The 15,771-nt window shown below is 41.3% G+C and carries 14 protein-coding genes; 8 read left to right on the top strand and 6 right to left on the bottom strand.

The window, feature by feature from the left end:
• Window positions 1-130 precede the first annotated feature (130 nt).
• The 6 genes from H5114_RS15420 to H5114_RS15395 form a co-directional block, all read right to left on the bottom strand.
• Window positions 131-1,459, bottom strand: coding sequence for a transporter (locus H5114_RS15420; protein WP_220492590.1), 1,329 nt, complete (start codon window positions 1,457-1,459; stop codon window positions 131-133).
• Window positions 1,460-1,488: 29 nt separating this feature from the next.
• Window positions 1,489-2,202 carry a hypothetical protein gene (locus H5114_RS15415; RefSeq protein ID WP_182723398.1) on the bottom strand — a complete coding sequence of 238 codons (714 nt, stop codon included), beginning with the start codon at window positions 2,200-2,202 and terminating at the stop codon, window positions 1,489-1,491.
• A 10-nt stretch (window positions 2,203-2,212) separates the two neighbouring features.
• Entirely contained in the window at window positions 2,213-2,911 is a 699-nt protein-coding gene (locus H5114_RS15410) for a C39 family peptidase (RefSeq protein ID WP_182723397.1), read from the bottom strand.
• 55 nt (window positions 2,912-2,966) lie between these two features.
• Window positions 2,967-4,073, bottom strand: coding sequence for a hypothetical protein (locus H5114_RS15405; RefSeq protein WP_182723396.1), 1,107 nt, complete (start codon window positions 4,071-4,073; stop codon window positions 2,967-2,969).
• 25 nt (window positions 4,074-4,098) lie between these two features.
• On the bottom strand, window positions 4,099-4,716 hold the full coding sequence (locus tag H5114_RS15400; protein ID WP_182723395.1) for a hypothetical protein: 618 nt from the start codon (window positions 4,714-4,716) through the stop codon (window positions 4,099-4,101).
• A 242-nt stretch (window positions 4,717-4,958) separates the two neighbouring features.
• Window positions 4,959-6,275, bottom strand: coding sequence for a sigma-54 dependent transcriptional regulator (locus H5114_RS15395; RefSeq protein WP_182723394.1), 1,317 nt, complete (start codon window positions 6,273-6,275; stop codon window positions 4,959-4,961).
• Window positions 6,276-6,865: 590 nt separating this feature from the next.
• Between H5114_RS15395 and H5114_RS15390 the strand changes: the two genes are divergently transcribed.
• The 8 genes from H5114_RS15390 to H5114_RS15355 all read left to right on the top strand — a co-directional run bounded on the left by H5114_RS15390 (window position 6,866) and on the right by H5114_RS15355 (window position 15,741).
• Window positions 6,866-8,050, top strand: a complete 1,185-nt coding sequence (locus H5114_RS15390; RefSeq protein ID WP_182723393.1) for a hypothetical protein — start codon at window positions 6,866-6,868, stop codon at window positions 8,048-8,050.
• A gap of 82 nt (window positions 8,051-8,132) precedes the next feature.
• On the top strand, window positions 8,133-8,741 hold the full coding sequence (locus H5114_RS15385; RefSeq protein ID WP_182723392.1) for a SprT family zinc-dependent metalloprotease: 609 nt from the start codon (window positions 8,133-8,135) through the stop codon (window positions 8,739-8,741).
• Window positions 8,742-8,815: 74 nt separating this feature from the next.
• On the top strand, window positions 8,816-9,580 hold the full coding sequence (locus tag H5114_RS15380) for an endonuclease (protein ID WP_182723429.1): 765 nt from the start codon (window positions 8,816-8,818) through the stop codon (window positions 9,578-9,580).
• Window positions 9,581-9,628: 48 nt separating this feature from the next.
• Window positions 9,629-10,369, top strand: coding sequence for a 16S rRNA (uracil(1498)-N(3))-methyltransferase (gene rsmE, locus H5114_RS15375; RefSeq protein WP_182723391.1), 741 nt, complete (start codon window positions 9,629-9,631; stop codon window positions 10,367-10,369).
• 39 nt (window positions 10,370-10,408) lie between these two features.
• The gene (gene gshB, locus H5114_RS15370; RefSeq protein WP_124017316.1) at window positions 10,409-11,362 is read left to right on the top strand and encodes a glutathione synthase; all 954 of its coding nucleotides are present in this window, start codon (window positions 10,409-10,411) and stop codon (window positions 11,360-11,362) included.
• An 8-nt stretch (window positions 11,363-11,370) separates the two neighbouring features.
• A complete protein-coding gene (locus H5114_RS15365; RefSeq protein ID WP_182723390.1) occupies window positions 11,371-12,723 on the top strand; it encodes an alkaline phosphatase in 1,353 nt (450 codons plus the stop codon).
• Between the two features lie 118 nt (window positions 12,724-12,841).
• A complete protein-coding gene (locus tag H5114_RS15360; RefSeq protein ID WP_182723389.1) occupies window positions 12,842-13,879 on the top strand; it encodes a class I SAM-dependent methyltransferase in 1,038 nt (345 codons plus the stop codon).
• 194 nt (window positions 13,880-14,073) lie between these two features.
• Window positions 14,074-15,741: a DUF342 domain-containing protein gene (locus tag H5114_RS15355; RefSeq protein ID WP_182723388.1), complete on the top strand. Its 1,668-nt coding sequence runs from the start codon at window positions 14,074-14,076 to the stop codon at window positions 15,739-15,741.
• Window positions 15,742-15,771: the final 30 nt, after the last annotated feature.

Raw genomic sequence — 15,771 nt, 5'->3', positions numbered from 1 at the left:
GATTATTATTGATATGATTTAGCCTCAACAGCAGGTCGATTAACTGAATAAATAACCTCAAATGGCCTAAACTAGCCGTTTGAGGTTATCTCGTTTTAGAGACGCATAATGCGAAACTTTGTGACTAACACTAAAATCGATAAGGGAATCGCAAACTAATTTGATAGTCTGGTGAGTCTTCTGTTAATCCGCTACCAATTGATGTCACCATCGACAAATTAGGTGATAAGGCTAACGTAGCCCCAATGCCCAAGCTTGCAGTATTGGTGTCAGTACGAGGTATTTTCTCCCATTCTCCACCTTCTGGTCTTTGTTTTGTTTTACTGTAGAAGCGCTGATTAAAGCTCATACTCAAACTCATGCGTTCAGAAACAGCAAAAGCCAATCCCACGCTGTAATCCAGATAATTACCTAAATCAATTTCACCAGGGCTTAATCCTGGCGAACCTGATAGGTCATCAAACGCCTCTGTGAAGCTAACACCGTAATTTAAATTGAAAAATACAATCGCTGGATCAAAGGTTTTTGCTAAACTAAACCCTGTAGATGCTCCCCAAACACCAGAGCCCGTTGCCATTTCAGTCGGATACGTCAAATTACCGGTATCAGATGTTTCGAGTGGGATCCCAAAAGGATCTTTTCCCGTTGGCGCGCGAACTCTGACATTCCACACCCAGTCAGGCCAATCAACTGATTCTGCATTTATTCGGTAATAAACCGCGCCACTGACATCACCAATTTGACCACCACTAATGTCGGCAGTTTCATATCGTTGACTAGAGTTACCTTCACCCACCGAATCATACTGAGTCCAACGATACAGATACGGCAAACTGAGCTCGAATTGCCAGTTGTCATTTAGCGTATAGCGAGTGGTGAGATCCAATCGTGTTGTATTAGTGCGAATACGATCTAGGTTTAAGTTACCCAAAAAAATAGCATCAAGGGCTAAAAAACCTCTAAGAATAAGATCTTTTCGACTGTAGTAACTATAGGTAAATGAGGGCTCTACGGTAAATTTCCGAGAAAAGACATTATGTGCTTCTTGCAATACATCGTCAGTACTTCTTGCTCTGTCTGGCGCTTTTTTTCGCTCTGCAGCGTCACTGGCGATTGCAGCTTGCTGGCTTGATTGAGCTTTTTGTCGCTCGACTGATGGTGGTGCAGATGACGGTGTTGATGCAGAGACTGGTTGCTGTGTTGAGGTAACATCTTTCCTGCTGGCTTGTCTGTTTAAAGCCTCTTGTTTGAGCACCTGTTGAGCCATCTGATTAATGGTCTGTTGTTGTAATTTAATTTGTTGATTCAACTGAATCAGTTTTTGTTTAAGTACTGCAATATCTTGTTCAGATAAGGTTGATTCTAAGGCTGGTTGAGGATCTGTATCTGCAGAATACGCAGGTACTGCCAATATTCCTGGCAGTATCACTGCAACAGCTGAGGTCCATTTATTATTCATAAATACATCCTTGGCTTGTACAAAATGAATTAAAATCCTAGTGTGGTTAAATCACTGATTTGCCTACCAAGTATATTTGACTCAATTGGTCCAACAGGCATACCCTCATATCTTAGTGTAGACTGGTTTATTACTCCATGGCTAAGCCCATCAATAAAAATGCTCTGAACTAACTGTCCATTGCCATTTTGATAGCTAATTCCTTGACTTGCTCTGCCCGAAGCCAGTTCGACCTGATAGCCAACTGTGTTACCATTAGCTGAAAACGTGGTATTGCCATTGTTGCTTACAAGCGTTGTACCGACGGTAACATTAATTCCTTGCACTAGCGGTGTTAATCGCCCCTGAGCCATATCCAATTCATTTATCGCTAAATTTTCACTCCCAGCGATTTGAATTCGTTGTTGTAACCCTGCTGTTTGCCCCAAAGCATCCAACTGAAACCCATTATTACTACTAATGGCATTAGGATCACTGATCGTAATATTAACAGAAGGCTGATTGTTGACTTGAGTAAACTCAATTTGCATTCCCACTTGCTGTTGGACGCCATTATCTTGAATAAACTGTGTTTGCATCTGCAAGCCAAAGTAATAATCCTGTCCGTTATTAGTGTATTTACCTTTCATTGATTCCAATTCAAAGTCTGTCAGAACTTGGCTGTGCTGAAATACCATCAATGAAGGCGAGCTGGCCATCACAGGTGCTGCGATAGCCAGTAATAGCATCATGCTTAGTTTCATATCTTCCTCCTTAAAGCATATCTGAATATGAAAAACCAAATTCAAGTAACTCAGCATCCGTCATAGGTGAGAGCGGATCGAGTGTCTTAAACGTTAGTTTTGCTCTTGGATGCAGTAATGGATTATCGCGTCGATATTCTTGCCCAATAACCACAAATACAACCCCATTCCACTTTTGAGTAAACTCAGCCATTGTCATAATCCGATTACCTAATGCTGGATCGCCTAAATAGACGTTTCCACCATCCTGGCGACGAAACACCACAAAATGGCTATAACCACCATCATTGAGTAAAACAATGGCAGGTATTTTGAGCAAGGATATTTCAGCTTCACCGATTTTATATCCCCGCCCTCTTAATTCTTGAGATTGCAGATACCGTTTCATATTAAGCAGTGAAAATCCTTGCTCTTGAACCAGAGTCAAATCAGCATGCTCTAACATGCCAATCAACACTTTTTGTTCACTAATATCTTGACGGTCATAGGCATATTTCAACAGACTAGCTAAACTAGCCGCACCGCACGAAAAGTCGGTTTTTTGCTCTATAACATGTTCAAATTTTCGCTCACGTATACTCTGAATAGATTTTGTATAAGTTCCCATGCCAGGCACAACACCCGTTAATGGGATCTCGGCGGCATAATTGTAGTGAGTAAAGCTGAAAATGATCAATACAGAGATAATCAATTGGCTAATGTTGCGCATAAGATGAATCAGGGGGGCTTACCCCCCTGCCTTATTCATATTGATCAATTTAGTTTTATTCACCAGAGATAATTTCTGCTGCTCCGGTAATACTGGTCAAGGCTAAATTGTTTGACTGTAAGTTACCTGTGCCACTTGCCAAGTTAACCCCAATATTACCCGAGGCATTTTGGAAGGCTGTTCCAGCTAATAATGAAGAGTTATTAGACTTCTGCAGTACAGTTTGCACGAAGAAAGGTAATTGACCACTCACAGTACCATTAAGCGCTAAATCACCTTCTTCATCAAAGGTCATCACTTCGGCACCAGTTGGATTCTCAGTATCAAAGTCAATGTGTCCCACAACGGTTCCAGGTGGGACATCGTGAGAACCATTACCTTCAAGAATAACTTCTGGATAGTAAGCATCATTAAGTGCTGATGTACCTTCATATCCGCCATTGGCGTTTAACGCTAGATTAACATCAACATATTCAACGTTATCCTGAACAACCCCAATATTCATCGTGCCGTTATGCCCAGTATTTTGCACATTAGACACGCTTGCTTCACCTAGACGACCATTGTATGAAGACGCGGCCATATTATTCGCCTGAATATTATTGTTACCAGCAGCAACGTTGACACCAATATTACCCGTGGCATTCATGAATGACGCGCCATTAATGGTTGATGTGTTAGTTGATGCTTCATTCCACACACCATTGAAGCCACCCACCTGAGTACTAAAGATTTCAGCATCACCAGAACCAAAAGCAAAACCGGCATCAATAGAGGCTAACGCAGCAGAATTACTTTGAGCATTAAAATCACCTGCTGCTTGGTTAACACCAATGTTACCGCTGGCATTTTCAAATGCACTGCCGGATATCTTAGCGTCATTATCGTGATAGTAATTTTCAACCATATTCGCGCTAGTTTCCTGTACGTTTTCAACTACAGCCATGCCTAACCCATTAGCAGTTATAGTGCCTTCAATGGCCACTTTACCTTTATATTCAAGGTCTTTAGATACATCTACTTTTTTAGTTAATTCAACACTACTGTCTGAATCATTCATTCCATTTCCATTTCCATTTCCTGGTCCATTTCCTGGTCCATTTGCATATGCAGAACTACTCATTATTGCTGCAATACTTAGCACTAGAGTGAGTTTTTTCATCTTCCATTCCTCCGATCGATGATTATTAATTCCCGCTTGGTAACTGCAACGAGAACTGGTTAATGGCAACATTATTGTCACCAGAAATCTGATTTACCTGCATCACGCCCTGCGCATCCAAAAAACTGTCTGGCGCGATGTCGGCTTGATAGTATGATAATTGATAAGATGACGGTGCCATTTGGCTCGTCACTTGAGTTAACGCTTCATCATTCAATCCCTGGCCCACTATGGTTGCTAGGCTCGAATCGATGGCAATACTGCCGATGTTAGCTTGTATGTTTTGCTCACCGCTGACTTGATTAATACTTGCTAAGCCTTGAAACTGAGCGAAAGCTTGGCTGTCTATTCTTGCAGTAAGTTGTTTATTGGATTCTGACAATGATGTTGGTTGAGGTAATAAACTGTAATTAATCGTTTGGATCGATGTACGCTGGCCTAATACATGACTGTTAGACTGAATATTAAAATCGCCAGCCGCTTGATTGATACTTGCTCGACCAGCACCTTGCATCACATGCGAACCAATAACAGTGGAATCATCAGCGTAAGAGGGGGCAACCAGCAATAATACACTGAGCTGTATTCCTCGTATTAATGACAATTGCAATATGTCGTAATGTGATTTGCTAATGATATCCATAAGATGTTCCTTCCATACCTGATATAAGGATATAGCAACCCTTATGCCAAATTTGAAAGTTAATAATTTTCAAATAGATAGTGTTTTTTTAATGCAGAGATATTCTTAAAGTTAAGAATGAAAATAGCTAGGTTATTGATATAAGAATTAATTATATTTTTAGACTTAATCTTAATGTTAAGACTCGATAAGCAAACTATACGGATGGCTAAATTAAACCAAATTAAACCAAATTAAATCAGCTATAAATCATGTTTGTCCATGAGTCTATAAAAGGTTGCCCTTGAAATATCTAAATAACTTGCTGCAAGCTCAACTTGGCCATCAGCAATTAGAATGGCCTGTTGTAAGGCTTGTTTTTCGGCATTGTCTTTTAAGGTTTTAAGCGAGAGCGCGATGTGACGCTTTTTGTCAATATTAGCTAACTCTAGGTTTTGTGCACTGATCTGCGGCATGTCGCACAGTACCACTGCACGACGAACACGATTAATTAACTCTCGGACATTGCCTGGCCATGAATAGTTTAATAATGCATGGCATGCAGATTGCGATAATGGCTTAGCCACCAGTCCATATTCATTCGAATACATTCGAATGAATCGATTAGCTAGACCGATGATATCATCACGCCTTTCTTCTAATCTTGGGGTGTTAATGGTTATGCCATTCAAGCGATAATAGAGATCTAACCTAAAACGACCTTTATCGATAGCACTTTCTAAATCAACATGAGTTGCCGCTAAAATACGCACGTCAGCCGATTGAGATTTACCGCCACCCACTGAGTCGTACAAACCCTCTTGTAAAAAACGCAATAAATTGACTTGTAATTCCGCGGGTAAATCACCTATTTCATCTAATAACAATGTACCGCCATCAGCCAATGCAATTTTGCCTTTCCGGTTACTTGTTGCTCCTGTAAAAGCACCTTTTTCATGACCAAATAAGTCTGACTGAATTAAACCTGCCGCCATAGCACCACAATTAACGGTAATAAGAGGTCTATCTTTTCTGGAAGATAATTGATGTAACTTAGTGGCGACTAATTCTTTACCTGTGCCTGATTCACCACGAATAAGCACTGGAATATCTGTTGGTGCAACTCGCTCAACTTGACGAAATAACTGTTGCATGACGTCTGATTGGTACACTGATGGCTCAGTTTCTTTGCCAGTTTGCTCAAGCTTTGGCGCATGATGCTGCTGTTTTAATTTAGACAAGCCGATGCCATGACCTAGACACTTTTCTAACCTTTCTGGATCGATTGGACTCGTGCAAAAATCCCAGGCATATTGCGCAATGAAGGTAGTAATATTTTTTATTTCGAGTTGTGATTTATTGATCAGTACAATAATATGGATCTTGGGGACCAAACTTTTAACTAAGTGGCTGATTTCATTTTCAATATTTCCTTTTCGAAGATCGATTAAGCATAGGGCACAATTATTAGGTATATTATTTTGATCATACTTATCAATGTAATGCAGCTTAAAATCTAATCGAGAAAGTACTTCATTTAGCTCCTTACACTGAAAACCTGCTATGAGTAACGTTTTCATGTTGATATCCTTTCGATAAAGAAATCACAAAAGGGCTAACACAAGGCTAGCCCGTGCATCTTATCTATAGATATAACCGGACAATATTACTTGAATATAAACCCTGCTGACATGTTAATCGTTTATATCATCGGTAACTTAATACATAAGTTAAGTAATGTAGTTACTCATGAGCAGTATCATTATTGGATTCAATATGGATACCCACTCAGAACCACACTTTGTACGTTTTAATCATCTTTTTATCGACTAATCACCCCAGATTGATCGTAATGATGACTAACTTTAATGTATCTGTTATCTCAGCTACATCTTTCTTATGACCATAGTATGGTACAGAAGTGTTAATAGTATACAAAAAGCAGTAATTAAATTGACATATATGCAACATTTAACTATTACCCCAAATATCCACATAAATCGGCGCTCAAAAACAGCTTACTCGTGCACAAGAGTTAACCGTGCTCTTAAACCACCTAAACAACTGTGTTATAAATATAACCTAGACTAATCGTTAGTCCGTCTCACGGGCAGTAAAGTCGTTAAACGCAACCTAAAGATAGATATCTAGGAGTCCTAAAGGAACCGTCATGATTAAATACAATGCTTGTATAATGTTAAGTTCATTGGCACTAGTCACCTTATCTGCTGCAGTTAACGCAGGACAACTCCCCAAAAATGTTGAAGAAATTCGCGTATTAAAGGCGGAACAAACCCTACCTCAGGTGGTTAATCGTTATCAAGCCATTAGTGATACCTTGGAGGTCAAGTTTGCTCAATCCACCGATGAATTAGCGGTGACAGAAATGGCAGCCCATCAAGGGCATAGGTTATGGCAACAAGCTGTTAGGGATGTTCAGTCTGGACACAGTGATGATCGCTCCTTGTACTGGAGTCGATTAAGCATGCGTAAGGTCTTAAAACAAGACAAAGCAGGATTTAATCTTGCCGACTGGCAACGCGAGATTTTAGTCAAAGCGGTGGAGAAATCCTCCCGTGGCTTTAGTGATATTGAATTTTCTTCCGACAGCCAAATTAATATCTTGGTCACTGGTTTTGATCCTTTTTTCCTTGATAAGGATATCGGCCAAAGTAATCCGTCAGGTTTAGCAGCTTTAGCTCTCGACGGTTATCATTTTGAAGTTAATGGAAAAAAAGTACAGATTGAAACTGTGATGATCCCAGTGAGATTTAGTGATTTTGATAATGGTATTATCGAATCGTTACTGACACCGTTTTATCGAGAGAACAGTGTTGACATGGTATTTACCATTAGCATGGGTCGTGATAATTTTGATATTGAACGTTTTCCTGGACGTAACCGCAGTGCAGAGGCACCAGATAATTTAAATGTATTAACTGGAGCAAGTCGCACCAATCCAAAAGCGCCGCTATTTAACGGTGGCACTTCAAACGATGGGATATTAAATGGTCCTGAGTTTGTGCAATTCTCATTACCTGTAGAGGCGATGGCAGCGGTAAAAGGTCAATGGAGTGTTAATGATAACAATCAAGTTAGCAGCTTATCTCGAGGCCAATTTAAAGCATCATCACTGGCTGAATTACAAAATGAAATTTCTGTAGAAGGCTCTGGTGGCGGCTATTTATCTAACGAAATATCCTATCGCAGTATTTTACTTCGAGATCAATTTAACTTGAATTTACCGGTAGGACACATTCATACTCCACGCATTAAAGGTTACGACTCGCAAGTAGAGTCAGACATTGTTGAGCAAATACGTGCCATGATAGCTGCGGCAGCGAGCACACTATAATATCGATACACTAAATTAACAGGTCAATACTTTACTTGCCTGAATCTTTCGTTAATCATTCAAGCAAGTGAAGCAACCCAAAATGTTTAAAAGTATTTTTAATTTCAGCCAACGCGCGCACCAAGCGTTAACGCAAGATATCCATACTAAGGAATCTTCATTATCAGCGCGCCCTCGCACCAAGCAACCACTAAACACGAACGTTAGTAACCCCTTACAACTGCAGATCTTGGCCAAAGTCGAAGCCGATTACCAGTTAGCCGAGCTGCATTTCAAACGCCAATTCCCCCGTCCTTGTGTGCATTTCAGCTTACGTGGAAAAAGCGCCGGCACAGCGCATTTACAAGCGAATAAATTACGCTTTAACTCGGTGTTACTGGCTGAAAACCCTGATATTTTTATTAACGAAGTTGTGCCACATGAAATTAGCCATTTAGTGTGTTTTCATCTGTTTGGTAAAGTAAAACCTCATGGTAAAGAATGGCAAAGCGTTATGCTGACAACATTTAATATTGCCCCCAAGACCACTCACCAACTCAATACTCAGTCTGTCAGTGGCCAACAGTTCGAATATTTTTGCGCCTGTGGCAGCATCCACTTAACCATAAGACGTCATAACAGAATTGTCCGCGGCCAAACTCAATATCGCTGTCGCCGTTGCCAACAAACATTAAGCCCTTTTTCTCCTTAAATATTATCAATTGCGTCATCGCATTCGATGGCTTAACATCTGCCCAAATGACAGGCTAAGCCTGCGCTGTAATGATGTTTTTGTTAATTTTAGGGTTTATTTTGCGCTTATCATCCACTCATTCTTGGTTATTTGGGGTGTCGCTACTGTGCGGCATTTTTTCATCAACACTTATTGCGGCAGAACACCCCAGTAGTTTCGGTAAAGCCAAAACCATTGCCAAAAAGATCTATCAGCAACACTTGCCACTCAACACCTTCTATTGCGGCTGTGATATCGTCATAGCAGGTAAATTATGGCAGGCGGATCATGCTAGCTGTGGCTATCTGGTTAGAAAACAAATTATTAGAGCCAACCGTATCGAATGGGAACACGTAGTCCCCGCCTGGGAATTTGGTCATCAACTGCAATGTTGGCAAGATGGCGGACGTAAAAATTGTGGTAAAAACAATTCGCAATTTAAAAAAATGGAAGCCGATTTACATAACCTTGTGCCCGCTGTCGGTGAGGTCAATGGCGACCGCAGTAACTTTAGGTTTAGTGATTGGGGCGGCAAAGCAGATCAGTACGGACAATGCGAGATGATTGTCGACTTTAAAGGCCGTAAAGTGCAGCCACCAAAAGATGCAAGAGGGCCGATCGCTCGAACTTACCTTTATATGCAACAAACCTATGGTCTACAAATCAGCAGTAGCCAACAGAAATTGTTTAATGCATGGAACAAAATGCAACCGGTTAGCACCACAGAATGTCAACGCGACAGCTTAATCGCAGCTAACCAAGGTAATCATAATGATTTTGTATTCAAACAATGCCAAAATAACGGCTTAGTTCGATAATTGGCGATCAAGCTACCTTGAACAATTGATTAAATAAGGTCAACACTGATGAGAGTCCCACGCATTTTTCAGCCCCAAGACAATTTACAGCAAGGGCAAACACTTCAATTAGATGAAGATGGTGTTGCTCATATCGGCCGAGTATTGCGAATGGGAATGGGCGATCACATCAGTTTGTTTAATGGTGACGGTAATGATTACTTAGCCGAGATTATTGAAACCAGTAAGAAATCTATCACTGTCACGCTATTGAGTTGTGAAAAAAACCACAGTGAATCGCCATTAAACTTACACTTAGGCCAGGTGATTTCACGTGGTGACCGCATGGAATTTACCGTTCAAAAATCGGTTGAGCTTGGCGTAACCACTATTACGCCGTTATTTTCCGATCGTTGTGGTGTCAAACTGAGTGGTGAGCGTTTAGAGAAAAAACTGCAGCAATGGCAAAAAATTGTGGTCAGTGCTTGTGAACAATCTGGCCGCAGTATCGTACCTATTGTTCGCCCGGCAATGACATTGGCACAGTGGTGTGCAGAACCCACTGAAGCATTAAAACTGAATTTGCATCCAAGGGCTTCACATGGCATTAATGGCTTACAGTTAGACGGCCAACATCAAAGAGTAAGATTGCTCATTGGCCCAGAAGGCGGTTTATCTGACGAAGAAATTGCCATGACAGAAACCCAGCATTTTACCGATATTTTATTAGGCCCTAGGGTGCTGCGTACAGAAACTGCATCATTGACTGCCATTACGGCATTACAAGTTAAATTTGGCGATATTGGTTAACATACCGATACCTCTCTGCACATTATTAAGGATACACACATGATTAAGCTCGGCATTGTTATGGACCCTATTAGCGACATTAATATCAAAAAAGATTCGAGCTTCGCGATGTTATTAGAAGCGCAAGCAAGAGGCTACCAATTGTTCTACATGGAAATGCATGATCTTGCTATGGTCAACGGCAAAGCCATGGCCAACATGCGTGAATTATCAGTTAAGCAAGATGCTAGTCAATGGTTTACCTTAGGCGAGTCCGTCGATACTCCGCTAGCAGAACTTGATGTTATTTTAATGCGTAAAGATCCACCGTTCGATACTGAATTTATCTATGCCACTTATATGCTTGAACGTGCAGAAGAAGAAGGCGTATTAATCGTTAACAAACCACAAAGCTTACGCGATGCCAATGAAAAATTGTTTACCGCATGGTTTTCTGAGTTTACCCCAGACACTATTGTGACTCGTGATGCTAAACGTATCCGAGCCTTCCACCAGCTAAAACAAGACATCATTTTAAAACCCTTAGATGGCATGGGTGGCACCTCGATTTTCCGTGTGAAAAAAGATGATCCTAACGTGGGAGTGATTATCGAAACCTTAACCAGTTATGGTCAACAATACGCAATGGCTCAGGCATTTATCCCAGAAATCACTCAAGGCGATAAGCGTATTTTAGTGGTTGACGGTGAACCAGTACCTTATGCACTAGCGCGTATTCCGATGAAAGGTGAAACCCGTGGCAACCTAGCCGCTGGCGGCAGTGGTGTGGCTCAACCATTATCAGAAAGTGATTGGAAAATTGCTCGGGCAATTGGTCCAGAATTGAAAAAACGTGGCCTTATTTTTGTCGGCTTAGACGTCATCGGCGATAAATTAACTGAAATCAATGTGACCAGCCCAACCTGCATTAAAGAAATCGAAGCAGCATTTGACGTTAGCATTACTGGTATGCTCATGGATGCCATCGAAGCCCGTATAAGCCAGCAGAAATAGGATTATTCATGCATTATTTATCTATCTACACAAAAATAGTCAGCAGATTAATATTGGTATCTAGTTTGATTATAACTGGAGCAATGGCTGATGAAGTCATAGTGTCCCCTACTGTAGACAGCGCCGTAAGCAATAATGTGCCGACGGTCGGTCCATCAAGACCGAAAAATATTATCATTATGATTGGCGATGGTATGGGACCGGCGTACACCACAGCCTACCGTTATTACAAAGATAATCCTGAGACCGAAGAGATTGAACAAACGGTTTTTGATCGTTTACTTGTGGGGATGGCAAGCACCTACCCAGCCTCTGTAAGCGGTTATGTTACCGATTCAGCAGCATCAGCAACTGCCTTATCAACTGGGGTTAAAAGTTATAATGGAGCCATTGCCGTTGATACCGAAAAACGTCCGCTGACCACCTTAATGGAAAAAGCCAAAACATTAGGTTTATCAACTGGTGTAGCAGTCACCTCGCAAGTCAACCATGCAACACCAGCGGCATTTCTGGCTCATAATGAAAGCCGTCGAAATTATATTGATATTGCAGAGGCTTATTTAAGCTCAGATGCAGATGTGATTCTTGGTGGGGGTCAGCAATATTTCACCCCAACACTACTTGAGCAGTTTAGCGCTAAAGGTTATCAACACATTACTGAATTCGCCCAGCTTGAATCGGTTACTAAACCAAAAGTATTAGGGCTATTTGCTGATGTCCAATTACCTTGGGTAATTAACGATAACCAAGCGCATAACCTGAGTCATATGACCCAGAAAGCCCTAGATTTACTGTCACAAAATAACCAAGGGTTTGTGTTATTAGTAGAGGGTAGCTTAATTGATTGGGCTGGCCACAGTAACGATATTGCTACGGCCATGGGTGAAATGGATGAATTTGCTTCAGCAATTGAAGTGGTTGAACAATTTGTTCGTCAAAGTAAAAACACACTTATGGTGGTAACAGCCGATCATAATACCGGTGGGTTATCTATTGGCGCAAATGACAAATATGAGTGGAATCCACAGGTGCTACATAAGGTTAAAGCCAGCCCAGATGCAATTGCTACGCGCGCGATTGCTGAAGATAATTGGCAGCCTTTAACCGCAACACTTTTGGGTTTTACTCCAAGCGACGCACAATACAGCCAATTACAAGCAGCTCGTATGCAAGGTAACGAACCACTGTCTGTCGCACTGCGTAAATTAATTGATATTCAGTCTAATACCGGTTGGACAACTGGCGGACATACCGCGATGGATGTTCAAGTATTCGCTGCAGGCCCTGGCGCAAGGTTGTTTAGCGGCCATCAAGACAACATTGATATCGCGACTAAAATGTTCAGCCTATTACCACAATAGAGACAAATACCTTAATCAATACCGAACGACGATGCCCCACACAATCCCCGCCCTTATCAGCGGGGATTGTGTTAATATCAGCGTGTTTATCTTATCACTAGCATTATGAGCAACTGACGTGTTAACAAATCCTTCTCAAGCATTAATCAGAAACAGCCACTATTTTGAAAAGCAAAATGTGTTAGTGCTTAATTATGAAGCTGATACTTTTGCACATCAATGTCTTGAGTTTGCTCATCATGTTACCGCCCTAGCGTTGGATTTTAATCATCACCTGATATTGTCCTCTTGTACCAATGACAAATTACAGTGCTATTTTGGTCATCAATTACCTGATTCACTCGCAAGTTCAAAATTTGATAGTGTGATTATTTATTTTCCCAAAGCTAAACCGTTAATGGGCTATTTACTGCAACTAGCTGCGCAGCATTTATCTATTGATGGCCAGCTGATCATTGTCGGTGAAAATAAAGGGGGAATAAAGTCGATTGCTAAGCTCACACCTGATTATTACTCGCCACCAATCAAACAAGATAATGCCCGCCATTGCCTGGTGTATATCAGCTATTTAACTCAAGTCGCGCCAGCATTAACCCTTAGTGATTGGGTAAGCCAGTACTCACTCGAGACTCCGCAAGGGCAATTACAGATTTGTAACCTTGTTGGTGTATTTAGCGAAAAACGTCTCGATCAGGGCACTGAATTATTACTGTCGCATTTACCAGAAAATTTACACGGCAGAGTTCTCGACTTTGGTTGTGGTGCAGGGGTCATTACAGCGGCGTTACTCAAAGCTAACCCGACGCTAACTATTGAATGTATTGATATCAATGCGATGGCACTACTATCATGCGAATTAACCCTTGCAGCCAATAATATGCGCGCAAAAATTTACCCTTCAGACGGATTCAATCAAATTGTCGGTAAATTTGACGGTATTATCTCCAACCCACCGTTTCATGATGGGTTAACCAACACTACAGATATCGCCACACAATTTGTCCAACAAAGCGCAACTCGACTAACCAGCAAAGGCATATGGCAAATTGTCGCTAATCGCCACTTACCTTATTCAGAGACTATTGCGACTCATTTTGGCAAAGTAGAAGTGTTAGCTGAAAACAATAAATATAAGCTATATTCCCATCAAGGTTAATCCCTCCTAAAAGCCCGCCAAATCTCACCTCAACTGGCTTAGTTCATGGGCAGCAAAGCTCATTACGGCTGGAATTACAGCTAAATATCAGCTAAATTAACGAAAAGGCAAAATAACGCACATTTTCGGCTTTGTTTCGTTGGTATGGTACTGGCGTCTAATGACCGAATATAAAAATAAAAATAAAGGATGTTATGTTAACGCCATCACTCGTCACATTAAGTGCAGATAAAAGCAAAGCGGAATTACGTATAATTCCCAATACCCATGGCCCCGTGTCGGAGGATGATATTAATGCCTTGCTGACACAGGCTGATTTTACGATGTTATTTCCGATTATCCCCGCGATTAATAAAGCCGTATCTGAAGTCAATGCACTTTGTGGCCAAACGCCTGGCGGACATGAACTCTTTTTTACGATTGCCGAGCGCAAAGATGGCTCTGTGAGCATCAGTGTCAGTGACGATAAAATGCAAGCAAGCATGAAAATCACTTCAGCCTGGGGCGGCAAAGATATCACCCTACCAGACATACTCAATACCCTGAAAACTCAAAAAATCAAAATGGGACTCAGTAAACCTAAGATTATGGCATTGATACAGCGTTTATCGATATTGCCCCCAGGTGAAACCTGTGAGGGGATCATAGCCTCGGGTAAGTTAGCCGTTAATGGCGAAGATGCAATATTAACCCGTAAAGTTGCCTTAGCTCGCGAGCGTCTATTGCAACCACAAGAACGCGAAGACGGCTCTGTTGATATGCGTGATTTAGGCTCACTGATTACCGTCAAACCCAACGATGTATTAATGATTAAAACGCCATTAACGACAGGGACTCCGGGGTTTAATATCCACGGTGATGTACTGCAACAAATTCCAGGTAAAGATAAATCCATGGAGCCCGGCACTGGCGCGAGCTTTCATCCTCAAGATCCCAACCAACTCATCGCCACCGTTCCTGGTCAGCCAGTGGAAAACCGTACTGGCATGCAAGTTGACGATATTCTGCAAATTAAAGATGTTGATGTTCGCTGTGGCCACGTTAATTTTAAAGGCAGTATATTAATTACCGGTGATGTGCACGAAGGTATGGAAGTTAAAGCCAGCGGTGATGTCACCGTGATGGGCTTTGTTGAGTCTGCCACTATTGAAGCTCAAGGTGATGTGATTGTCAGTAAAGGTGTTATTGGTCGCTTGATTAAAGAGCATGAACTGAGTACTAAAATTAAAGCTACCGGACAGATTTGTGCCCAATTTGTACAATATTCACAACTAGAAGCGCTGGGTAATATTTTAGTCACTAAGCAGTTGCTTCACAGTCATTCGACATCTGGTGACACTATAACGGTCAGCGATGCTCAAGGAAAACGTGGTGACTTGGTCGGCGGCATTGCCACTGCTGCTAAAGGGATTAGGGCTATTGCATTTGGCGCTACGGCCAGTACTAAAACCGAACTGTTTTGTGCTATGCATCAAGGTGAGTTAAAGCAAGAGCTTAAAGAATTAGATGACAGTATCAAAGGCATGGTTGTCGCGAGCTTAGAATTAGAGGCGAGATTGCGTAAACTACCGCCTAAAGCGGAATGGCAAAGTGATGCTGGCATGATTGAACAAGTTAAAATGATGCTCGAGCAAAAAAACCAGATAGATGCAGAACGTATTAAAGAAGAAGTTGAATACACACAACACCTTAATGAAGTTGAAAACTATTACAATAATTATGTTATTCAAGCTGAAAAACACATATTCATCAACGTTGAAATCCACATTGGCAATGCATTTAATCGCACCCAACGTGAACATGGTCCGTGCATTGCCAAAAACGTCAATCAAGAAATATCATTCGATTACAGCAATCGCTAGCGAATTCAACACAGCAAATATAGGTAGAAA

The sequence above is a fragment of the Shewanella sp. SR43-8 genome (assembly GCF_014163775.1).
Lineage (GTDB): Bacteria > Pseudomonadota > Gammaproteobacteria > Enterobacterales > Shewanellaceae > Shewanella > Shewanella vesiculosa.
This window is presented reverse-complemented; position numbering and strand designations above follow the sequence as displayed.

Bases quoted from the DNA above. Each gene is read 5' to 3' on its own strand.
- H5114_RS15420 (WP_220492590.1), bottom strand. From the start codon at position 1,459: ATGAATAATAAATGGACCTCAGCTGTTGCAGTGATACTGCCAGGAATA.
- H5114_RS15415 (WP_182723398.1), bottom strand. From the start codon at position 2,202: ATGAAACTAAGCATGATGCTATTACTGGCTATCGCAGCACCTGTGATG.
- H5114_RS15410 (WP_182723397.1), bottom strand. From the start codon at position 2,911: ATGCGCAACATTAGCCAATTGATTATCTCTGTATTGATCATTTTCAGC.
- H5114_RS15405 (WP_182723396.1), bottom strand. From the start codon at position 4,073: ATGAAAAAACTCACTCTAGTGCTAAGTATTGCAGCAATAATGAGTAGT.
- H5114_RS15400 (WP_182723395.1), bottom strand. From the start codon at position 4,716: ATGGATATCATTAGCAAATCACATTACGACATATTGCAATTGTCATTA.
- H5114_RS15395 (WP_182723394.1), bottom strand. From the start codon at position 6,275: ATGAAAACGTTACTCATAGCAGGTTTTCAGTGTAAGGAGCTAAATGAA.
- H5114_RS15390 (WP_182723393.1), top strand. From the start codon at position 6,866: ATGATTAAATACAATGCTTGTATAATGTTAAGTTCATTGGCACTAGTC.
- H5114_RS15385 (WP_182723392.1), top strand. From the start codon at position 8,133: ATGTTTAAAAGTATTTTTAATTTCAGCCAACGCGCGCACCAAGCGTTA.
- H5114_RS15380 (WP_182723429.1), top strand. From the start codon at position 8,816: ATGTTTTTGTTAATTTTAGGGTTTATTTTGCGCTTATCATCCACTCAT.
- rsmE (WP_182723391.1), top strand. From the start codon at position 9,629: ATGAGAGTCCCACGCATTTTTCAGCCCCAAGACAATTTACAGCAAGGG.
- gshB (WP_124017316.1), top strand. From the start codon at position 10,409: ATGATTAAGCTCGGCATTGTTATGGACCCTATTAGCGACATTAATATC.
- H5114_RS15365 (WP_182723390.1), top strand. From the start codon at position 11,371: ATGCATTATTTATCTATCTACACAAAAATAGTCAGCAGATTAATATTG.
- H5114_RS15355 (WP_182723388.1), top strand. From the start codon at position 14,074: ATGTTAACGCCATCACTCGTCACATTAAGTGCAGATAAAAGCAAAGCG.